The 17078-nt window shown below is 75.9% G+C and carries 13 protein-coding genes; 10 read left to right on the forward strand and 3 right to left on the reverse strand.

The genetic code is table 11. The features are described 5' to 3' along the window. Nucleotides 1–126: 126 nt before the first annotated feature. Nucleotides 127–831, reverse strand: a complete 705-nt coding sequence (locus ACQUFX_RS31355; protein ID WP_428963740.1) for a hypothetical protein — start codon at nucleotides 829–831, stop codon at nucleotides 127–129. Between the two features lie 204 nt (nucleotides 832–1035). Between ACQUFX_RS31355 and ACQUFX_RS31360 the strand changes: the two genes are divergently transcribed. The 6 genes from ACQUFX_RS31360 (at nucleotide 1036) to ACQUFX_RS31385 (ending at nucleotide 8357) form a co-directional block, all read left to right on the forward strand. Then, entirely contained in the window at nucleotides 1036–1830 is a 795-nt protein-coding gene (locus ACQUFX_RS31360; protein WP_428963741.1) for a GNAT family N-acetyltransferase, read from the forward strand. Nucleotides 1831–1874: 44 nt separating this feature from the next. After that, a complete protein-coding gene (locus ACQUFX_RS31365; RefSeq protein ID WP_428963742.1) occupies nucleotides 1875–2882 on the forward strand; it encodes a lysophospholipid acyltransferase family protein in 1008 nt (335 codons plus the stop codon). A gap of 146 nt (nucleotides 2883–3028) precedes the next feature. Then, complete coding sequence (locus ACQUFX_RS31370; protein ID WP_067360587.1) at nucleotides 3029–3730, forward strand: response regulator transcription factor; 702 nt, start codon at nucleotides 3029–3031, stop codon at nucleotides 3728–3730. Next, nucleotides 3727–5286 (forward strand): sensor histidine kinase, encoded by a 1560-nt coding sequence (locus ACQUFX_RS31375; protein WP_428963743.1) that lies wholly within the window; start codon nucleotides 3727–3729, stop codon nucleotides 5284–5286. Before ACQUFX_RS31370 ends, ACQUFX_RS31375 begins: the two co-directional genes overlap by 4 nt. A 62-nt stretch (nucleotides 5287–5348) precedes the next feature. Continuing rightward, nucleotides 5349–7091 (forward strand): S1C family serine protease, encoded by a 1743-nt coding sequence (locus ACQUFX_RS31380; RefSeq protein WP_428963744.1) that lies wholly within the window; start codon nucleotides 5349–5351, stop codon nucleotides 7089–7091. 213 nt (nucleotides 7092–7304) lie between these two features. Further along, nucleotides 7305–8357: a glycosyltransferase family 4 protein gene (locus ACQUFX_RS31385; protein ID WP_428967135.1), complete on the forward strand. Its 1053-nt coding sequence runs from the start codon at nucleotides 7305–7307 to the stop codon at nucleotides 8355–8357. A 63-nt stretch (nucleotides 8358–8420) separates the two neighbouring features. Here ACQUFX_RS31385 and ACQUFX_RS31390 read toward each other — a convergent pair whose 3' ends face one another. Further along, nucleotides 8421–10229, reverse strand: coding sequence for a serine/threonine-protein kinase (locus ACQUFX_RS31390; protein WP_428963745.1), 1809 nt, complete (start codon nucleotides 10227–10229; stop codon nucleotides 8421–8423). Nucleotides 10230–10448: 219 nt separating this feature from the next. Here ACQUFX_RS31390 and ACQUFX_RS31395 point away from each other — a divergent pair, with 219 nt between their 5' ends. The 4 genes from ACQUFX_RS31395 to ACQUFX_RS31410 are packed head-to-tail and all read left to right on the forward strand — an operon-like array spanning nucleotide 10449 to nucleotide 16144. Next, nucleotides 10449–11279 (forward strand): patatin-like phospholipase family protein, encoded by an 831-nt coding sequence (locus ACQUFX_RS31395; RefSeq protein WP_428963746.1) that lies wholly within the window; start codon nucleotides 10449–10451, stop codon nucleotides 11277–11279. Next, the gene (locus tag ACQUFX_RS31400) at nucleotides 11279–12295 is read left to right on the forward strand and encodes a 1-acyl-sn-glycerol-3-phosphate acyltransferase (protein ID WP_428963747.1); all 1017 of its coding nucleotides are present in this window, start codon (nucleotides 11279–11281) and stop codon (nucleotides 12293–12295) included. Before ACQUFX_RS31395 ends, ACQUFX_RS31400 begins: the two co-directional genes overlap by 1 nt. A 9-nt stretch (nucleotides 12296–12304) precedes the next feature. After that, a complete protein-coding gene (gene cutA, locus ACQUFX_RS31405; protein WP_067374386.1) occupies nucleotides 12305–12625 on the forward strand; it encodes a divalent-cation tolerance protein CutA in 321 nt (106 codons plus the stop codon). A gap of 48 nt (nucleotides 12626–12673) precedes the next feature. Beyond that, the gene (locus tag ACQUFX_RS31410; protein WP_428963748.1) at nucleotides 12674–16144 is read left to right on the forward strand and encodes an SCO7613 C-terminal domain-containing membrane protein; all 3471 of its coding nucleotides are present in this window, start codon (nucleotides 12674–12676) and stop codon (nucleotides 16142–16144) included. Between the two features lie 87 nt (nucleotides 16145–16231). Here ACQUFX_RS31410 and ACQUFX_RS31415 read toward each other — a convergent pair whose 3' ends face one another. Continuing rightward, entirely contained in the window at nucleotides 16232–17008 is a 777-nt protein-coding gene (locus ACQUFX_RS31415; protein ID WP_428963749.1) for a hypothetical protein, read from the reverse strand. Nucleotides 17009–17078: the final 70 nt, after the last annotated feature.

Genomic DNA, 17078 nt, shown 5'->3' on the forward strand with positions numbered 1-17078 from the left:
GTGCCGGACCAGCCTGACCGGTGCGGGGGGCCGAATCAATCAGGCGCGGTCGGGAGATCCATCTCCGCCTTCGGCAGGAGGAGACCCGCCCCGGTCCTCCTGAGGAAGGAGATCACGTGGCGGTGCTCACCCGGCGGGCAGGGCGATCCAGGTCGCCCGCGCGTGCCCGAGCAGCGTGCCGGTCGGGCCGTACAGGCTGGAGTACACCTGCGCCTTGCGGCCCGCGACGTCGCCGGCCCGACCGGTCACCACGCACTCGTCACCGGGCCGGGGCAGCGCGGTCACCCGCGCGGTGATCCGGCCCAGCACGTACGGACGGCCGGGGCCGAGCACCGTCCAGCCACCGGGGCAGTCCAGCGCGGCCCAGACCGTGGCGACGCTGACGTCGGCGGGGACCAGGAACGGGGCGGCGGTCCGCCCGTCCGGCAGCCGCCCCGGATAGATCCGCAGCCCGTCCGGGTGGGCCGGGCCGCAGACGTAGCAGCCCGGGAAGGGGTGGTGGAGCAGCCCCGGGTACGCCGCCGAGGCGGCCCGGGCCACCGCCGGGTCCACCGGCTCGACCACCGGGGGCGGCTCCACCGCCGGGCGTACCTCGGCGACCACGAGACCGGCCGGGTCGTGGATCTCGCCGCCGACGGCGGTCAGCGGGGTCTCCACCGGAACCGGCCGACGCAACGTCACCTCGACCGCACCCCCGCCGCTGCCGGCCGCGTCACCACCGATCGCTTCACCATCGACCGGTTCACCGCCGACCGCCGCCGCGAACCGGGCGGCGCTCCAGCCGCCGTTGCCCGAGTCGGGTGGACCGACGTACCGCCGCTCGATGATCATCTTTCCTCCGTCGCGTCCCGGTCCGGCCCCGTCGCCGGACCGTCCGCGCAGCCTGTCACGCCGGGACGGACGGGCCCGTCCGGGCCGCCCGTCCCGCCTGGGCGGACTGTCCCGTACGGGTGCACCGACCCCGCCGGCCGGCGTTCACCGGATCGACACCGATCGCCGGAGCCGTTGTCCATCCGGGCCACCTACACAGGTCCCATGGCTGTCCTGCATGCCGCTGGCGCACCCCTGACGACCAGCGGATACACCCTGCTGATCGCCGGCGACCCGACCCAGGTCGCGGCTGCCCAACGTCTGCGTCACGAGGTGTTCGCCACCGAACTGGGCGCCACCCTGCGCCCCGACGTCCCCGGGCTCGACGTCGACGATCTCGACGCCCACTGCGACCATCTGATCGTCGTCCAGGAGCGCACCGGTGACGTGGTCGGCACCTACCGGTTGCTCCCGCCGGGGCGTACCGGTCGCCGCTACGCCGAGTCGGAGTTCGACCTGACCCCGCTCGCCCCGCTCCGCGACGACCTGGTCGAGGCGGGCCGCTCCTGCGTGCACCCCGACCACCGCTCCGGCGCGGTGATCAACCTGATGTGGGCGGGCATCACCCGGTACCTGCACCTGCGCGGATCCCGCTGGCTCGGCGGCTGCGCCTCGGTGCCGGTCGACGACGGCGGTCGGGCCGTCGCCGAGGTCTGGGCCCGCGCACAGGCCGGTCACCTGGCCCCGCCGGCCCTGCGGGTACGCCCGCTGCGCCCCTGGTACGCCGAGCCGGCCGCCGGGGTCCGGCCCGGCCCGGCCCCGGCCGACGCCGCCCCGTTGGCCCGCGCCGGGTCGCTGGTGCCGCCGCTGCTGCGCGGATACCTCCGGCTCGGGGCCTGGATCGGCGGCGAGCCGGCGTACGACCCGGACTTCCGGGTCGCCGACTTCTACGTGCTGTTCACCCTCGACCGGATGAACCCGCGTCACCTGCGGCACTTCCTCGGTGGGGCCGAGCGGTGAGCCGCGCCGACGGCCCAGTGAGGGGCCACGCCGACGGCCGGGCGGTGAGCCGCGCCGACGACCTGTGGCGGCCCCGCTCGGGGTGCGGGCCGTGGTGCCTGCCGGATCCCACCGCCGCCGGCACGGGCACGGGGGCCGGCTCGGTTCCGGTGGCGCGGCGGCTCGGCCGGTTCGCCGCCGCGCTGGTGGCCCTGCTGGCCGGGATCGGGCTGGCCGCCGTGCTGCCGCTGCTGCCGGCCGAGACGGGCCGCACCGCCGTGCGACGCTGGTCCCGGGGGCTGCTGCGGGCGCTCGGGGTGCGCCTGACGGTGACCGGGCGGCTGCCCCGGCGGCGGGCCCTCCTGGTCGCCAACCACATCTCCTGGCTGGACGTGGTGGCCCTGCTGGCCACCGCGCCGGCCAGGATGGTGGCGAAGCGGGAGGTCCGGCGCTGGCCGCTGGTCGGGCTGCTCACCGTCGCCGCCGGCACGGTCTCGGTGGACCGGTCCCGGCCGCGCGCCCTGCCGGCGACGGTCCACCAGGTCGCCGCGACGCTGCGGGCCGGTCACCCGGTCGCGGTCTTCCCAGAGGGGACGACCTGGTGCGGCGGGCGGGGGGACAGCGGGCAGCGGCCGGGTCGGGATGCCGGCCACCGGCCGGGTCGGGAGGCAGGGGCCGGGTGCCGGCCGCCCGGCGGGTTCCGGCCGGCCATGTTCCAGGCGGCGATCGAGACCGGGGCGCCGGTGGTGCCACTGCGGATCGAGTACGGCCAGGGCTCCGGCGGGCCCGTCGGCCCCGGCCCCAGCGGCAGCAGCACCAGTACCGGCAGCAGGGGTGTCAACGGGGCCAGCGCGGCGGCCTTTCTCGGCGACGAGACCCTGTGGCGGTCGGTCCGGCGGGTGGTGGCGGCCCGGGACCTGACGGTCACGGTGACCGTCACCGCCGCCCTGCACCCCGCCCGGGACGCCGACCGTCGCTCCCTCGCCCGCCTCGCCGAGTCGGCGGTGCACCCGGCACCCGCCCGACCCCGGGCACCGGCCACGGCGCCACCGGATCTCGGCCTCGCCGCCTGAGGGGGACCGCCCGGGAAAGGCGATTGAGCAGGCCCACAGCCGCGGTGAGCCGCGCTCAGGGACCGCGCTGGTGGGGCACAGGTTTTCTCAGCGTGTTTCCAGGTACCGCCCAGCGGGGTCGAAGCCGGGTCCCGCATGATGACGCCATGGCCGCTACCCAGACCGAGGCGCGACTGCTCGTCGTCGAGGACGATCCCAACATCCTCGAACTGCTCTCCGCGAGCCTACGGTTCGCGGGCTTCGACGTGGCGACCGCGACCAGCGGCAGCGCGGCGCTGACCGCCGCCAAGGACCACCGCCCCGACCTGGTGGTGCTCGACGTGATGCTGCCCGACCTGGACGGCTTCGAGGTCATCCGGATGATGCGCGAGGGCGGTACCCGGACCCCGGTGGTCTTCCTGACCGCCCGGGACGCCACCGACGACAAGATCCGTGGGCTCACCCTGGGCGGCGACGACTACGTCACCAAGCCGTTCAGCCTGGAGGAGTTGACCGCGCGGATCCGGGCGGTGCTGCGGCGCACCAGCACCGGCGAGCACGCCCCGTCCCGGCTCACCTTCGCCGACCTGGAGTTGGACGAGGAGACCCACGAGGTGCACCGGGCCGGCCAGCGGGTGCAGCTCTCGCCGACCGAGTTCAAGCTGCTGCGGTACCTGATGCTCAACGCGAACCGGGTGCTGTCCAAGGCGCAGATCCTGGACCACGTCTGGAACTACGACTTCCGCGGTGACGACAACATCGTCGAGTCGTACATCTCGTACCTGCGCCGCAAGGTCGACAACACCCAGCCCCGGCTGATCCATACGCTGCGGGGGGTCGGGTACGTACTGCGCAAGCCGGCGGCGTGAACGCCGTCGACCAGGCGAAGGGGCGACTGCGCGCGGTACCGCTGCGGGTCAAGCTCGTCGCCTCGGTGCTCACCCTGGTCGCCGCCGCGCTGCTGGTGATCAGCGTGTCGACCACGTTCTTCCTGCGCAGCTACCTGGTCGACCAGGTGGACAGCGAGCTGACCGGTTTCCGGGGCACGGTCGCGCGGGCCGTGGAGGACCTGCCGCCCGGCGCGTCCGCGAAGGTCGGCCTGCCCAGCGACAACCTGATGCTGGTCTACCGCGGCGGCGGCCTGGTCGACCCGTACTACTACGAGCCCAGCTTCCAGCCGGACGACCTGCCGTACTGGCCGACCACCCCGGAGGGGTTCGGCCGCCCGGAGGGTGAGCCGTTCACCGAGTCGGCCCGGGACGGCCACAGCCGCTGGCGGATGATCCTGGTCGACCTGCCGGGGGAGCAGGCCGTCGTGGTCGGCCAGCCGCTGACCGACGTGGACCGGGCGGTGGCACGGCTGGTCTGGATCGACCTGCTGGTCGGCGGGGCGGTGCTGGTGCTGCTCGCCTCGATCGGCGCGGCGATCGTGCGGACCAGCCTGAAGCCGCTGGTGGAGATCGAACAGACCGCCGCCGCGATCGCCGGGGGCGACCTCAGCCGCCGGGTGCCCGACCCGGAGGAGGGGCAGCCGTACGCCACCAGTGAGCTGGGGCGGCTCTCCCGGGCGCTGAACGTGATGCTCGCCCAGATCGAGGCGGCCTTCACCGCGCGGGCCGCCTCGGAGATCGCCGCGCGCTCCGCCGAGGCGGGGGCCCGGGACGCGGCCCTGGCCGCGCAGGCGTCCGAGACCCGGGCCCGCCGCTCCGAGGAGCGGATGCGGCAGTTCGTCGCGGACGCCTCGCACGAGCTGCGGACCCCGCTGACCACCATCCGGGGCTTCGCCGAGCTGTACCGGCAGGGTGCGGCCCGCAACCCGGAGCAGACCGCCGGCCTGCTGCGCCGGATCGAGGACGAGGCGGCCCGGATGGGGTTGCTCGTGGAGGATCTGCTGCTGCTGGCCCGGCTGGACCGGGAACGCCCGCTCGCGTTGGTGCCGGTGGAGCTGCCGGTGCTGGCCAGCGAGGCGGTGCAGGCCGCCCACGCGGTCGCCCCCGACCGCCGGATCGAGCTGGAGATCGCGCCCGGTTCCGGGCCGTTGGTGGTGCTCGGCGACGACGCCCGGCTGCGGCAGGTCATCGGCAACCTGATGACCAACGCGCTCACCCACACCCCGCCCGACGCCCGGGTGACCCTGCGGCTGCGGACCGAGCCGGGGAACCTGGCGGTGGTGGAGGTGGCCGACACCGGTCCGGGGCTCTCCCCGGAGCAGTCGGAACGGGTCTTCGAGCGCTTCTACCGGGCGGACGCCGCGCGGACCCGCCGGGCGGACGGGGCGACCGGCACCGGCCTGGGCCTGGCCATCGTGGCGGCCCTGGTGGCGGCGCACCAGGGCACCGTGGAGGTCGCGGAGACCCCCGGTGGCGGGGCCACCTTCCGGGTCCGGCTCCCGCTGGATCCGGACGCCGACGGCGAGCCGGAGTGACTTTCAGGCAACATCCAGGTCGATTCCAGGCTGGTCGCAGTACGACGGGGCAAGGTGTAGTCATGACCGAGTACGAGTCCGACCCGCAGCGGCGGCCGGCTCCCGCCGACGCCGAGCCGTCGCCCCGCACTGCCGAGCTGCCCCGTGTCGACCACGGGCACTCCGACCCGGCCGCCGCCGGGTCCACCCCCGGCACCCCCGCCGGTGGCACCCCGCCCCCGTCCTACGGTCCCCCTGGCACCACCCCGGCCACTCCCGCCGCTCCCACCCCCGACAGCGGCCAGCCCGCCGGCCCCGTCGACAGCGGCCAGCCCGCCGCCCCCGCCGCCGATGGTGGTCGGCCCGCCGCCGCAGGCCAGCCCGATCCGACCGCCGCCGGTCCGGGTCAGCCCGGCCCGCCGGCCGGCGACGCCAGCCCGTCCACCGGTGCCGGCTCCGGTGAGGGGTACCGGCCGGGTGGGTACCACCCCGGTGGCTCGACCCCGTCCGCCCCGCCGTACCCGGCCTCCGGCCCGGGCGGGGCGTACCAGCCCAGCCCCTGGGCGCCGGGGCAGCGCGGCGGTTGGGCCGGGGCGAACGCCGGTCCCGCCTACGGTGCGCCGTACGGCCAGCAGGGCGCGGCCGGCTACGGCCAGCACGGCGCCCCGGGCTACCAGCCGGGCGGCGCCGGGTACGGCCAGCCGGGCCAGCCCGGTCAGCCGGCTCACCCCGGTCAGCCAGGCCACCCGGGTCAGCCGGTGCCGCCGTGGGCCCAGGGGCCCCCGCCCCGGCCGAGCCGCGCCGGCCGGTACGTCGTCGCGGGTATCGCCGTGGTGGCGCTGATGTTCGGCTCCGGGCTGGCCGGTGGCGCGCTCGCCCTCGCGGTGGGCGGGGGCGGGATCACCCGCACCTACTCCGCCGCGCCGGTGATCAACGGCGCCGACCTGCCCCGGATCGCCGCGTCGGTGCAGGACAGCGTGGTCTCCATCGCCACCGACAGCGGCGAGGGCTCCGGCGTCCTCCTGACCGCCGACGGGTACGTGCTCACCAACAACCACGTGATCGCGTCCGGCTCCGCCAACAGCGTCCGGGTGATCTTCGCCGACGGCAAGAACGCCCAGGCCAGCATCGTGGGCACCGATCCGAAGAGCGACCTCGCGGTGCTGAAGGCCAGCGGTGTCAGCGGCCTGAAGGCGGCGACCTTCGGCGACAGCGACGCGATGCAGGTCGGTGACCAGGTGCTCGCCCTGGGCAGCCCGCTGGGCCTGCAGGGCTCGGTCACCGCGGGCATCCTCAGCGCCCGGGACCGGACCATCCGGGCCGGCGGCGGTCAGCAGGACCCGCAGCAGGGGGCCGCCTCGATCTCCGGGCTGCTCCAGACCGACGCCCCGATCAACCCGGGCAACTCCGGCGGGGCCCTGGTCAACACCCGGGGCGAGGTGATCGGCATCAACACCGCGATCTTCACCGCCGGGCAGGGCACCGGCAACATCGGGGTCGGCTTCGCCATCCCGAGCAACAAGGCCAAGGACGTCGCCGAGAAGCTCCAGCGCGGCGAGAAGGTCAGCCACGCCAGCCTCGGGGTGAGTGTGGCCGAGGCCCAGAACGGCGGTGCGCTCGTCGCCTCGGTGCTGCCGGGCAGCGCCGCCGAGCAGGCCGGTCTCCGGCAGGGTGATGTGATCACCCGCTTCGGGGACACGACGGTCAACGGCTCCAGCGACCTGGTCGGCGCGGTCCAGGCGCGCAAGGTCGGTGACCGGGTCGAGGTGCGGTACCAGCGGGACGGCAACGAGAACACCGTCACCGTCACGCTGGCCGAGTCGTAGGCGGACGCGGACCCGCCCCTCGACCGGGCGGCGGGTGACGGGCCGAGGGGGTCGGCCCGTCACCCGCCGCCTTCTGCGTGGGTGGGCCCGGTTTACCGCTGGTGGTACGGGGAATGCCGCCGGTCACGCGCTCAGGGGACCAGCGGGGAGGGGCTCGTGGCCGCAGACCACCGTCAGTCCGGCGGGGCACCGGAGGCGCCGCTGCGCATCGCGATGGTGGTCCCGCCGTGGCTGTCGGTCCCGCCGCCCGGCTACGGCGGTCTGGAACAGGTGGTCGCAGCCCTGGTGGACGCGCTGGTCCGGGGCGGGCACCGGGTGACGCTGTTCGGCGCCGGCCGGCAGCACGGCACGCCGGCGGACTTCGTCTCCACGGCGAGCGACCTCCAGTTCGACCGGCTCGGCGAGGCCCTGCCCGAACTGGCCCACCTGGCCCGGGTACGCCAGTTGGTGAGCCCGGCGGACTTCGACGTGGTCCACGACCACACCACCATCGGCCCACTGGTCGCCGGCCGGCGCGCGGTACCCACGGTGGCGACCGTGCACGGCAATCCGGTCGGCGAGTACGGCCAGGTGCTCAGCGACACCGACCACGGGGTGGGCCTGGTGGCCATCTCGCACGCCCAGCGCCGGGCCAACCCCGGGCTGCCCTGGGTGGGTACGGTGCACAACGCGTTCGAGACCCGGGACGTGCCGCGCAAGTCCGTGCCGAGTACCGGGCCGGTGCTCTGGCTGGCCCGGTTCAGCCCGGACAAGGGTCCGGACCTGGCGATCCGGGCGTGCCGGGCCGCCGGCCTGCCGCTGACCCTCGCCGGCAAGTGCACCGAGCCGGCCGAACGCCGGTACTACGAGCAGGTGGTCGAGCCGATGCTCGGCCCGGACGTGCGGGTGGTGCTCAACGCCGACCGGGAGGCCGCGCTGCGGCTGCTGGTGGAGTCCCGCTGCCTGATCATGCCGATCCAGTGGGAGGAGCCGTTCGGCATGGTGATGGTCGAGGCGATGGCGACCGGTACGCCGGTGGTGGCGCTCGACCGGGGTGCCGTACCGGAGGTGCTCCGGCCGGGGCGGACCGGGCTGATCTGCGCGGAACCCGACGAACTGCCCGGCGCGTTGCGGGCGGTGACCCGGATCGACCCGGCGGAGTGCGTGGCGCACGTGGCGGAGAACTTCTCCACCTACCGGATGGCGCTCGGCTACACGGCGGTGTACCGGAGCTTCCTCGCCGCCTCGGTGGCGGCCCGGGAACCGGCCCGCGTCGCCGGCTGGTGACGACCGGCGGCAGGGGCGACCGGCACCGGGACGACGGTCAGCGGTGGGCGACGGGGCCGGCGGTCAGAGGGGCGCGGTGGCGAGCCGGGCGATCGCGGCGTCGAGCTCACGGGCGTACGCCGGGGTGATGCTGCCCTCCCGGCGGCGCTCGGCGACCTTCCCCCGGACCGAGTTCACCGCCGCCGCCAACGTCTCCGGATCGCTGTCGTAGCTCAGGTTGCGCATCAGGTTGCGCAGGTCCGTGCCCACGTCGTCGCGGATGTCGCCGGAGGCCACGCCCTCGTCGATGAGCTGCCCGACCAGGTTCGCCGGGTCCACCACCGGTGCTGACGGGGTGCTCCGGGTCGGTGGCGCGGAGGTGGCCGTCCGACTGGGTGTCGTCGCCGGTGACGGCGGGACGCTGGCGGCCGGCGCGGACGGCGACGCCGACGCCGCCGGGCTGCTCGGCGCCAGCGACGGCGGCGGCTCCTCGGCCGGCTGGTGGGTGGGCAGCACCTGCGGCGGTGGGTCCGACTCCTGGATGAGCGCCGGCACGAGCAGGGTGGCCCCGGTCACCACCACGATCAGGCCCACGAGCACCAGCGGAATCGGCACCCGGCGCTCCGACGAGCGACGCCGGCCCGGCCCGCGACGGCCCTCCGCGCCCGGCTCGTCGTCGGCGTCCGGGTGGTCCAGCGAGCCCGGCGGTGCCGCTGCGGCACCGACCACCACCGGAGGGGCCGTCGGTCCGGCCGCACGACCCGTCGGGTGGGCCCGCCCGTCCTCGCCCGGTGCACCCGCGTCCACCGGGCCGTGCCCGAACGGACCGACCGGGGTGGCACCGTTACGCGGCACCGTCGTACCGGTCGGCCCCGTCGTCCCGGCCAGCGTCGCCGCCCCGACCGGTGCCGTCGCGCTGGCCGGCGTCGGCGTACCGGTCGGTGCCGGGACGCCGGTGGGCGCCGGAGCGGCCGGTACCGGTGGTGCGGCGGCGCCCGGCACGGTGACGATGGAGGGCAGCGTGACGGTCGGGGCCAGCATCGTGGCGGCCTGCGGGTCGGCGGGGAGGAGCTGCTCCCGCAGCGCGGCGGCGACCTGCGCCGCGGTCGGCCGGTCCAGGGGTTCCCGGGCCAGGCAGCGCAGGCAGGTACGGGCCACCTCGGGCGGCAGGCCGGGCACGTCGAGCACCTGCGGGGTCGTGTCGGAGGCCAGGGCCTCGCTCAGCTCCTCCCAGGTGTCGGCCGGGTAGGGCACCCGCCCGGTCAGGGTCTCGTACAGCAGCACGCCGAGGGAGTAGATGTCGGTGGCCGGCTGGGCGGGGGCCCCGTCCAGCCGTTCCGGGGCGACGTACGCCGGGGTGCCGAAGGTGCCGCCGTCCTCGTCCTCGTCCGGAGCGCCGACCTGGGTGGCGATGCCGAAGTCGAGCACCTTCGCGCCGACCCGGGTCATCATCACGTTGGCCGGGGTGATGTCCCGGTGCACGATGCCGAGCCGGTGCGCGGCGGCCAGCGCGTCGGCCACCTGGGCGCCGATCTCCACCGCCTCCGACCACGGCAGCGGCCCCTCGGTGAGCCGGTCCTCCAGCTCCTCGCCGGTGAGCAGCTCCATCACCACGAACGAGGTGATCGTCCCGTCCGGGGCCAGCGTCTCGCCGTAGTCGTGCACCGAGGTCACGTGCGGGTGCACCAGTTGGGCGGCGGCGCGGGCCTCCTCGCGGACCATGTCCCGGAACCGGGCGTCGGCGGCGAGCGACGGGGCGAGCACCTTCAGCGCGACGACCCGGTCGAGCACCTCGTCCCGGGCACGCCAGATCACCGACATGCCACCGGACCCGATCTGGTCCACGAGTCGGTACCTGCGGGCCAGCAACCTGCCGGCTTGCAGTGTCGCCATCAGTGTTCGCACCTGCCTGGGGGTGGGGGCGGTATCAGGTTGCGCGAATGTGTCGGGGCTGTCAACGGCCGGTTCGTCCCGTGATCGACGCGAAAGCGCCGGACCTGTCTGGCCGTCCCGGCACCGGACGGGTCCACCCGGAACGTCCGGTGTGCCCGCGCACACCAGGGCCCCGGGCACCGGCCAGGGCCCTTTTCCGGCCGTGCCAGGATGAACGACATGGTTCAGGGTCCGGTGGCGTTCGTGCTCGGCGGCGGGGGAGTGCTCGGCGCGGTCGAGGTCGGCATGCTGCGGGCGCTGTTCCGCGCCGGGATCCAGCCCGACCTGGTGCTCGGCACCTCGATCGGGGCGGTCAACGGTGCCCTGGTGGCCGCCGACCCGACCGAGGCGGTCACCGACCGGCTGGTCCGGCTCTGGGCCTCCCCGGAGGCGAGCGAGGTGTACGGCGACTCGGTGGCCCGGCAACTGCGCCGGTTCGCCGCGCGTACCCACCTGCACTCGCCGCGCCCGCTGCGCCGGCTGCTGGAGAAGGAGCTGGGGGAGGGGGTCACCTTCGCCGACCTGCGGGTGCCGTTCAAGTGCTGTGCGGCGAACATCGAACGCGCCGCCGAGCACTGGTTCGACAGCGGGCCGCTGGTGCCGGCGGTGCTCGCCTCCGCCTCCGTACCGGGGCTGCTGCCGCCGACCAAGATCGACGACCAGCACTACGTCGACGGGGGCATCGTGAACTCCATCCCGATCGGCGAGGCGGTCGCCGCCGGGGCGGGCCGGATCTTCGTCCTCCAGGTGGGGCGGATCGAACGGGAGTTGACCCCGCCCCGCCGGCCCTGGGAGATCGCCCAGGTCGCGTTCGAGATCGCCCGCCGGCACCGGTTCGCCCGGGAGATGGCCGCCCTCCCCGCCGGGGTGGAGGTGCACGTGCTGCCCACCGGCGGGCTGGAGCCCCGCGACGACACCCCGTGGGCGTACCGGGACATGGCGGCGGTGGGGCGGCGGATCAGCCGTGCCTACACCGCGTCCCGGCGGTACCTGGCGAACCTGGAGCGCTGATGCCGTTGCCCCCGCGCTGGGTCCGCCGGCTGGTGCTGGCCCCGGGCGTCGTCCTGTTGGCGTTCCTGGTGGTGACCACGCTGCCGGCCTGGGCGTTCGTCGCCGCGGCGGCCTCCCCGCTGGTGCCGGGGCGGCTGCGCCCGCTGCGGCTGCTCTGGATCGGCACGGTGTACCTGGTCTGGGACGCGGTGGCGCTGATCGCCCTCTTCGGGCTCTGGGTCGGCTCCGGCTTCGGCCTGCGCAACCGGGCCCCGGCCTTCCAACGCGCGCACTACGTGCTGGCCGGGGCGTTCCTGCGGGTGCTGTTCTGGCAGGCCCGCTGGACGTTGCGGCTGAGCATCGACATCGTCGGCACCGACCCGGACACCGCGCTGCCCGGCCGGCCCGAGCTGGTGCTCTGCCGGCACGCCGGCCCGGGGGACTCGTTCATCCTGATCCACGCGCTGGTGAACTGGTTCTCCCGGGAGCCCCGGATCGTGCTCAAGGCGGCCCTGCAGTGGGACCCGGCGATCGACGTGCTGCTCAACCGGCTGCCCAGCCGGTTCATCGCCCCCGACCCGGACGGTCGCGGCTCGGTGGTCGAGCAGATCGGCCACCTCGCCGTCGGGCTGGACGACAACGACGCGTTCGTGATCTTCCCCGAGGGCGGGAACTTCACCCCGCGCCGCCGGTTGAGGGCGATCGCCCGGCTCCGTGCCCGGGGCCACGAACGGATGGCGCTGCGGGCCGAACGGATGCAGCACGTGCTCGCCCCGCAACCCGGTGGGATGCTCGCCGCGCTGGACGCGGCCCCCGACGCCGGGGTGATCTTCGTGGCGCACACCGGCCTGGACCAGATGCTCACCGTCGCCGACGTCTGGCGTGAGCTGCCCATGGACAAGCGCATCGCGATGCGTTTCTGGTCGGTGCCGCCGGAGGAGATCCCGGCCGGGCGGCAGGAGCGCATCGACTGGCTGTACGACTGGTGGGGGCGGATCGACGACTGGATCGCGGCCAACCGCGACGGTGACGCGTAGGGTTCTGCCGTGGAGCAGATCAGCGTGGTGACGACGGTGGTGGACGCCCGCTCGGTGGCGGACGTGCTGGCCGCTGCGGCGGTCGCCGGCCGGCTGGCGGCCTGCGCCCAGGTCGGCGGGCAGGTGGACAGCACGTACTGGTGGCAGTCCAACGTGGAGACCACCGCCGAGTGGTCGGTGCAGTTCAAGACCGCGCCGGACCGGGTGGACGCGCTCGTCGCCCAACTCCGCGCCAACCACCCGTACGAGGTGCCGGAGATCCTGGTCACGACCGTGGGCAGCGGCAACCCGGAGTACGCCGCCTGGGTGGTCGAGCACACCCGGCCCTGAGTACCCGCACTCTGGTCAGGGCGGGGGTCGGGCCACGAGGATGGCCGGGTGGACCCGACCGGCTACCCCTGTCCCGCCTGCGGCGCACCGGCTGACCTGCGCGTCGGCTGCTCCGGCTGCGGCCGGCCGCCGTACCCGTTGGCCGCCGAGGTGATCCGGCTGGACGGGGAGATCGACGGGCTCGGCCGGCAGGTCGAGCAGGCCCACCGCGCGTACCGGGACCTCGCCGCCCGGCTGGCGGACGCCCGGAACCGGCGGGCCCACCTGGCGGCCCGGGTCCGGGCCGAGGTACCGGCCCCGGGCCGGCCGTACCCGACGGTCGACCCCCGGCACCCCGCCCCGGCACCCGCCGTGCGCCCTGCCGTCCCGGGGCCGATCCCCCCGGCCCAGGTGCCGCCGGGCGCGGTGCCGCCGCCCGGTGGGGTGGAGATCTCCGGCGGGGCGGTGCAGGGGTTGCTCTTCGTCCTGGGTGGACTCCTGCTCGGTACCGCCGCGGTGGTCTTCACCGCCGTCGCCTGGGCGGCGGTGGGAGTCGTCGGCCGGGCGCTGATCCTGGCCGCGGTCACCGCGCTCGTGCTGGCCCTGCCGCTGGTGGCGGCCCGGCGCCGGCTGCGCGGCACGGCGGAGACGCTGGCCGCGGTGGGACTGCTGCTGGTGCTCCTCGACGGGTACGCCGCCTGGGCGGTCGACCTGTTCGGCGTCACCGCCTGGCCGGGTACCCGGTACACCGCGTTGGTCGGGGTGGTCGGCGTGGCCTTCGCCGCCGGGTACGCCCGGCTCAGCGGGCTCACCGGGCCGTGGTTCTGGGCGCTGCTGACCGGCCAACCGGTGCTGCCGTTGCTCGCCGCCGAGGCGCGGCCCTCGGCCACCGGCTGGACCCTGGTCTTCCTCGGCACCGCCCTGCTCAACCTGGTGGTGGTGACGGTGCTGCGCGACCGGGCCCCGGAGAGCGGCCCACCGGATGCGGGTGCGGGGGCGAATCCGCCGCACCGGCCGGCCCGGATCGTCGGGCAGGTGGTCGCGGGGCTCGGGTACGCGGTGGTGCTGGCGGTGGCCGTCGGGTGCGCGCTGGTGCCGCTCGCCGAGGGGCGGGCGTTCGGGGTCCCGGCGCTGGCCGGGCTGCCGTTGCTGCTGGTGGTGGCGGCGCTGGGGGCCGCCGCGCCGGCCCTGCGGAGCCGGGGTGTCGCCGTGACCGCCGCCGGGCTGGCGGTGCCGGTGCTGGCCGCCGTGATCCTCCGGCCGGTGGTGCAGCAGTGGCCCGTGCTGTCCCTGCTGGCGGTGGTGCTGGTCGCCGTCGGCCTGGCCGGGGCGGTCCGGCTGGTACCCGAGCGCTGGCGGACCGGCCCCCGGGTCGGCGCGTTGGTGGTGGCGGGGAGCACCGCCCTGGTGACGGCGCTGACGACGGTGGTGTTCGCCGCGGCCACCGTGCACCGGTCGATGCTGTGGTGGCGGGGCGCGGATTCCGGTCCGGACCTCACCTGGGGCTGGCAGCTTCCGGTGGCCGTCCTGCTCGGTGCGGTCGCGTGGGGGCTGCTCCTGCCCCGTGGCGGCTGGTTCGGCCTCGGGGTGGCCGCCGGGGCGCTCGTCGTGCTCGCCCTGCCCGCCGTCGGGCCGACGTCCTGGCCGCTGGTGGTGACCCTCGACCTGGTCGCCGGGGTGGGGCTGCTGCTGGCCGCGGTGCTGCGGCCGGGTACCCGGACCGGGGTGGCGGTGCCGCTGGCGAGCGCCGGGGCGGTCCTGGTCGGGCACGCGCTCCCGGTGGCCCTGGCCGCGCCGGCCGGCGCGGCGCTGGCCCTCGCGGTCACCGCGCTGACCGGGCTGCTGCTGGCGTCGCGGGGCCGGTCCGGCAGCGCCGCTCAGCGGGGGATCGCCGGGGTGGGCCTGGCCGTGGCCCTGGTCGCCGCGCCGCTGGCGGTGCCGCTGGGGGCGTTCGCCGCCGGGGTGCCGCCCTGGTGGCAGGCCCGGTTCCTGGTCGCCGCCGTCGGGCTGGCGGCGGTCGCCCTGGTCGCCGTCCGTCGCGGGTGGCCGGACCTGCGCGGGTACGCCTCGGTGGGGTACGCGGTCGCCGTGACGCTGGCCGGGCTGGTGGCGGTGGTGCCTGCGGCCGACGAGCCGGTGTCGCTCTACGCCGCGCTGGGCGTCCTGCTGGTGGTCCTGGCCGCGCCGGGGTTCCGTCCGGACCCGCTGCTGCGCGCGCCGGGGCTGGTGCTGCTGGCGGTGGCGGTGCTGGTGGCCCTGCCGGCCGCGGTGAGCGCGCTGGTCGTCCCGTACGGGCCGCCGTCGGCCGTCTGGGCCGGCGCTCCGGCGGGCCGGCCGGGCACCGGGAACCTGCCGGTGGCCCTCGCCCTGCTGGTGCTGGCGGTGGCCGCCCTGCTGGCGGGCCGGGGCCGGCGTGGCCGGCTGCTGCTCGCCTGGCCGTTCGCGGCGTTCGCGGTGCCGGTGCTGCTGACCGCCGTCGGTGCCCCCTGGCCGGTCGTGCCGGCCGTGGTGCTGCTCCTCGGGACGGCCGCCCTGCTGGTCGTGGCGCTCGTCCGGCCGTACCCGGCGCTGGTGGCCGGCGCGCTGCCGGTGGGGCTGGTGGCTGCCGGGTCCGGGCTGCTGGGGCTGCTCGCCACCCGGGCCGGCACCCTGGCCGGTACCGGCGTGGTGATCGGGGCGGCGCTGGCGGTCGGGGTGGCCGCCCGGTCCGACGCCGTGCGGGTGCTCGGCTGGGTGGTGGCCGTACCGTCGGCCGTCGGGTTCGCGGTGACCGCCGCGCTGGCCGGTGGGCTGCCGCTGCGGACGACCGCGTTCGCGGTGCTCGCGGTGGCGGTGCTGGCGCTCGCCACCGCACCGGTGCTGGCCCGCTGGCAGCCGCTGTCGGCCCGGGTGCTGGAGGTGCTGGCCCAGGCCGCCGCCGGGCTCGCGCTGCTGCTCACCGTCGGGGCGATCCGGCACGCCGCCGTGGTCTGCGTCCTCTGGGGAACGGCGGTCGCCGTCCGGGTGCTCGTCCCGGGCGGGTCGGCCGGCCGGCGGTGGGTCTTCGCGGGCGTCGCGGGCGGCAGCGAACTGCTCGGCGCCTGGCTGCTGCTGATCGCCGGCGAGGTGCTGCTGGTGGAGGCGTACACGGTGCCGGCGGCGGTGCTGGCGCTGGCCTTCGGGACGGTGGCGCTGCGTTGCCGAACGGGGCTGACGAGTTGGCTCGCCCTCGGTCCGGGGCTGGCCGCCGCGCTGCTGCCGAGCCTGGTCCCGGCGCTGGTGGTGGCGGACCCGCAGCCCTGGCGGCGGCTCGGGCTCGGGCTCGCCGCGCTCGCCGTGGTGCTGGTGGGGGCGGTCCGGCGCTGGCAGGCGCCGGTGGTGCTGGGCGCGGTGACGCTGACCCTGCTGACCCTGCACGAGCTGGCGCGGGGCTGGGACCTGCTGCCCCGGTGGATCTACCTGGGCCTGGGCGGGATCGTGCTGATCTCGGTGGCCGCCACCTACGAGCGGCGGCGGCGTGACCTGTCCCGGCTCCGCTCCGCCGTCGGCCGGATGAGCTGACCCGCGGTCCGGTGGTCGGCTGCGGGTACGGCGGCGGGGGTGGCACCCGTCCGGTGCCACCCCCGCCCGTACCGCCGTCGGTGTCGCTCAGGTGGTGGTGCCGCTGAACGAGCGGATCAGCTCCTCGGGGGCGTCCTGGGTCTCGCCGGCCGGGGGCTTCTGCGCGTCCACCGGGGTGCCGAAGTCCGAGTACGTGGTGGTCATCGTGCCCAGCGACTCGTGCAGGACGCTGGTGTCGACCACCAGCTCCACCAGGCGGCCCTGGCCGTCGACCTTGGCGGTGAAGGGCACCGCCTTGCCCTTCTCGCCCATCTGCTCGACGGCCTTGTCGCCCGGCTTGGCCTTGGTGTAGTCGATGGTGCCGGAGAAGCTGTCGGCACCGGTCTTCTCGACGTCGACCACGCCGTTGACGAGCTGCTGGGCGCCGCCCGGGTCGCCGTCGGGCATCAGGTTGAGCTGGCCGTTCGCGCCGAGCTTGGTCACGTCGAGGCGCAGCCACTTGTCCGGCAGCCCCGGCACGCCGGAGAACTTGAGGTAACCGTCGTTCTCGATGGTGATCATGCGGAACGTGCCCTGACCACCCATCTCCATCGTCATGTCGGCGCTCTTCGACTTCGGGTCCATCACGCCGCCACCGCTGAGCACGGACGACGTGATCTTGACCCGGAGGCTGTCCTCGTTGAGCTTGAGCGCCGCCGCGCTGAGCTCGGCGCGGGCGTCCGCCGGGGCGGAGCTGGCGGCCGGGGCCGCCTCGCCGGTGCCGGCCGGCGTGTCCGACGTCCCGTCGGTGCCACAGCCGGTCAGGGTGAGACCGAACGCGGCGACGAGTGCGGCCCCCGTGGTCGCCAGCCGTCGAGTCTTCATACTGGGATTTCTCCTCGCGCAGGGTGGGCCGGGCCGCCCGGAACGGGCCCCGGCCGGGTCACCGCCAGGG

This window comes from Micromonospora fluostatini (assembly GCF_050410825.1).
GTDB lineage: Bacteria > Actinomycetota > Actinomycetes > Mycobacteriales > Micromonosporaceae > Micromonospora > Micromonospora rosaria.

Bases quoted from the DNA above. Each gene is read 5' to 3' on its own strand.
- ACQUFX_RS31355 (WP_428963740.1), bottom strand. From the start codon at position 831: ATGATCATCGAGCGGCGGTACGTCGGTCCACCCGACTCGGGCAACGGC.
- ACQUFX_RS31360 (WP_428963741.1), top strand. From the start codon at position 1,036: ATGGCTGTCCTGCATGCCGCTGGCGCACCCCTGACGACCAGCGGATAC.
- ACQUFX_RS31370 (WP_067360587.1), top strand. From the start codon at position 3,029: ATGGCCGCTACCCAGACCGAGGCGCGACTGCTCGTCGTCGAGGACGAT.
- ACQUFX_RS31380 (WP_428963744.1), top strand. From the start codon at position 5,349: ATGACCGAGTACGAGTCCGACCCGCAGCGGCGGCCGGCTCCCGCCGAC.
- ACQUFX_RS31385 (WP_428967135.1), top strand. From the start codon at position 7,305: ATGGTGGTCCCGCCGTGGCTGTCGGTCCCGCCGCCCGGCTACGGCGGT.
- ACQUFX_RS31390 (WP_428963745.1), bottom strand. From the start codon at position 10,229: ATGGCGACACTGCAAGCCGGCAGGTTGCTGGCCCGCAGGTACCGACTC.
- ACQUFX_RS31395 (WP_428963746.1), top strand. From the start codon at position 10,449: ATGGTTCAGGGTCCGGTGGCGTTCGTGCTCGGCGGCGGGGGAGTGCTC.
- ACQUFX_RS31400 (WP_428963747.1), top strand. From the start codon at position 11,279: ATGCCGTTGCCCCCGCGCTGGGTCCGCCGGCTGGTGCTGGCCCCGGGC.
- ACQUFX_RS31415 (WP_428963749.1), bottom strand. From the start codon at position 17,008: ATGAAGACTCGACGGCTGGCGACCACGGGGGCCGCACTCGTCGCCGCG.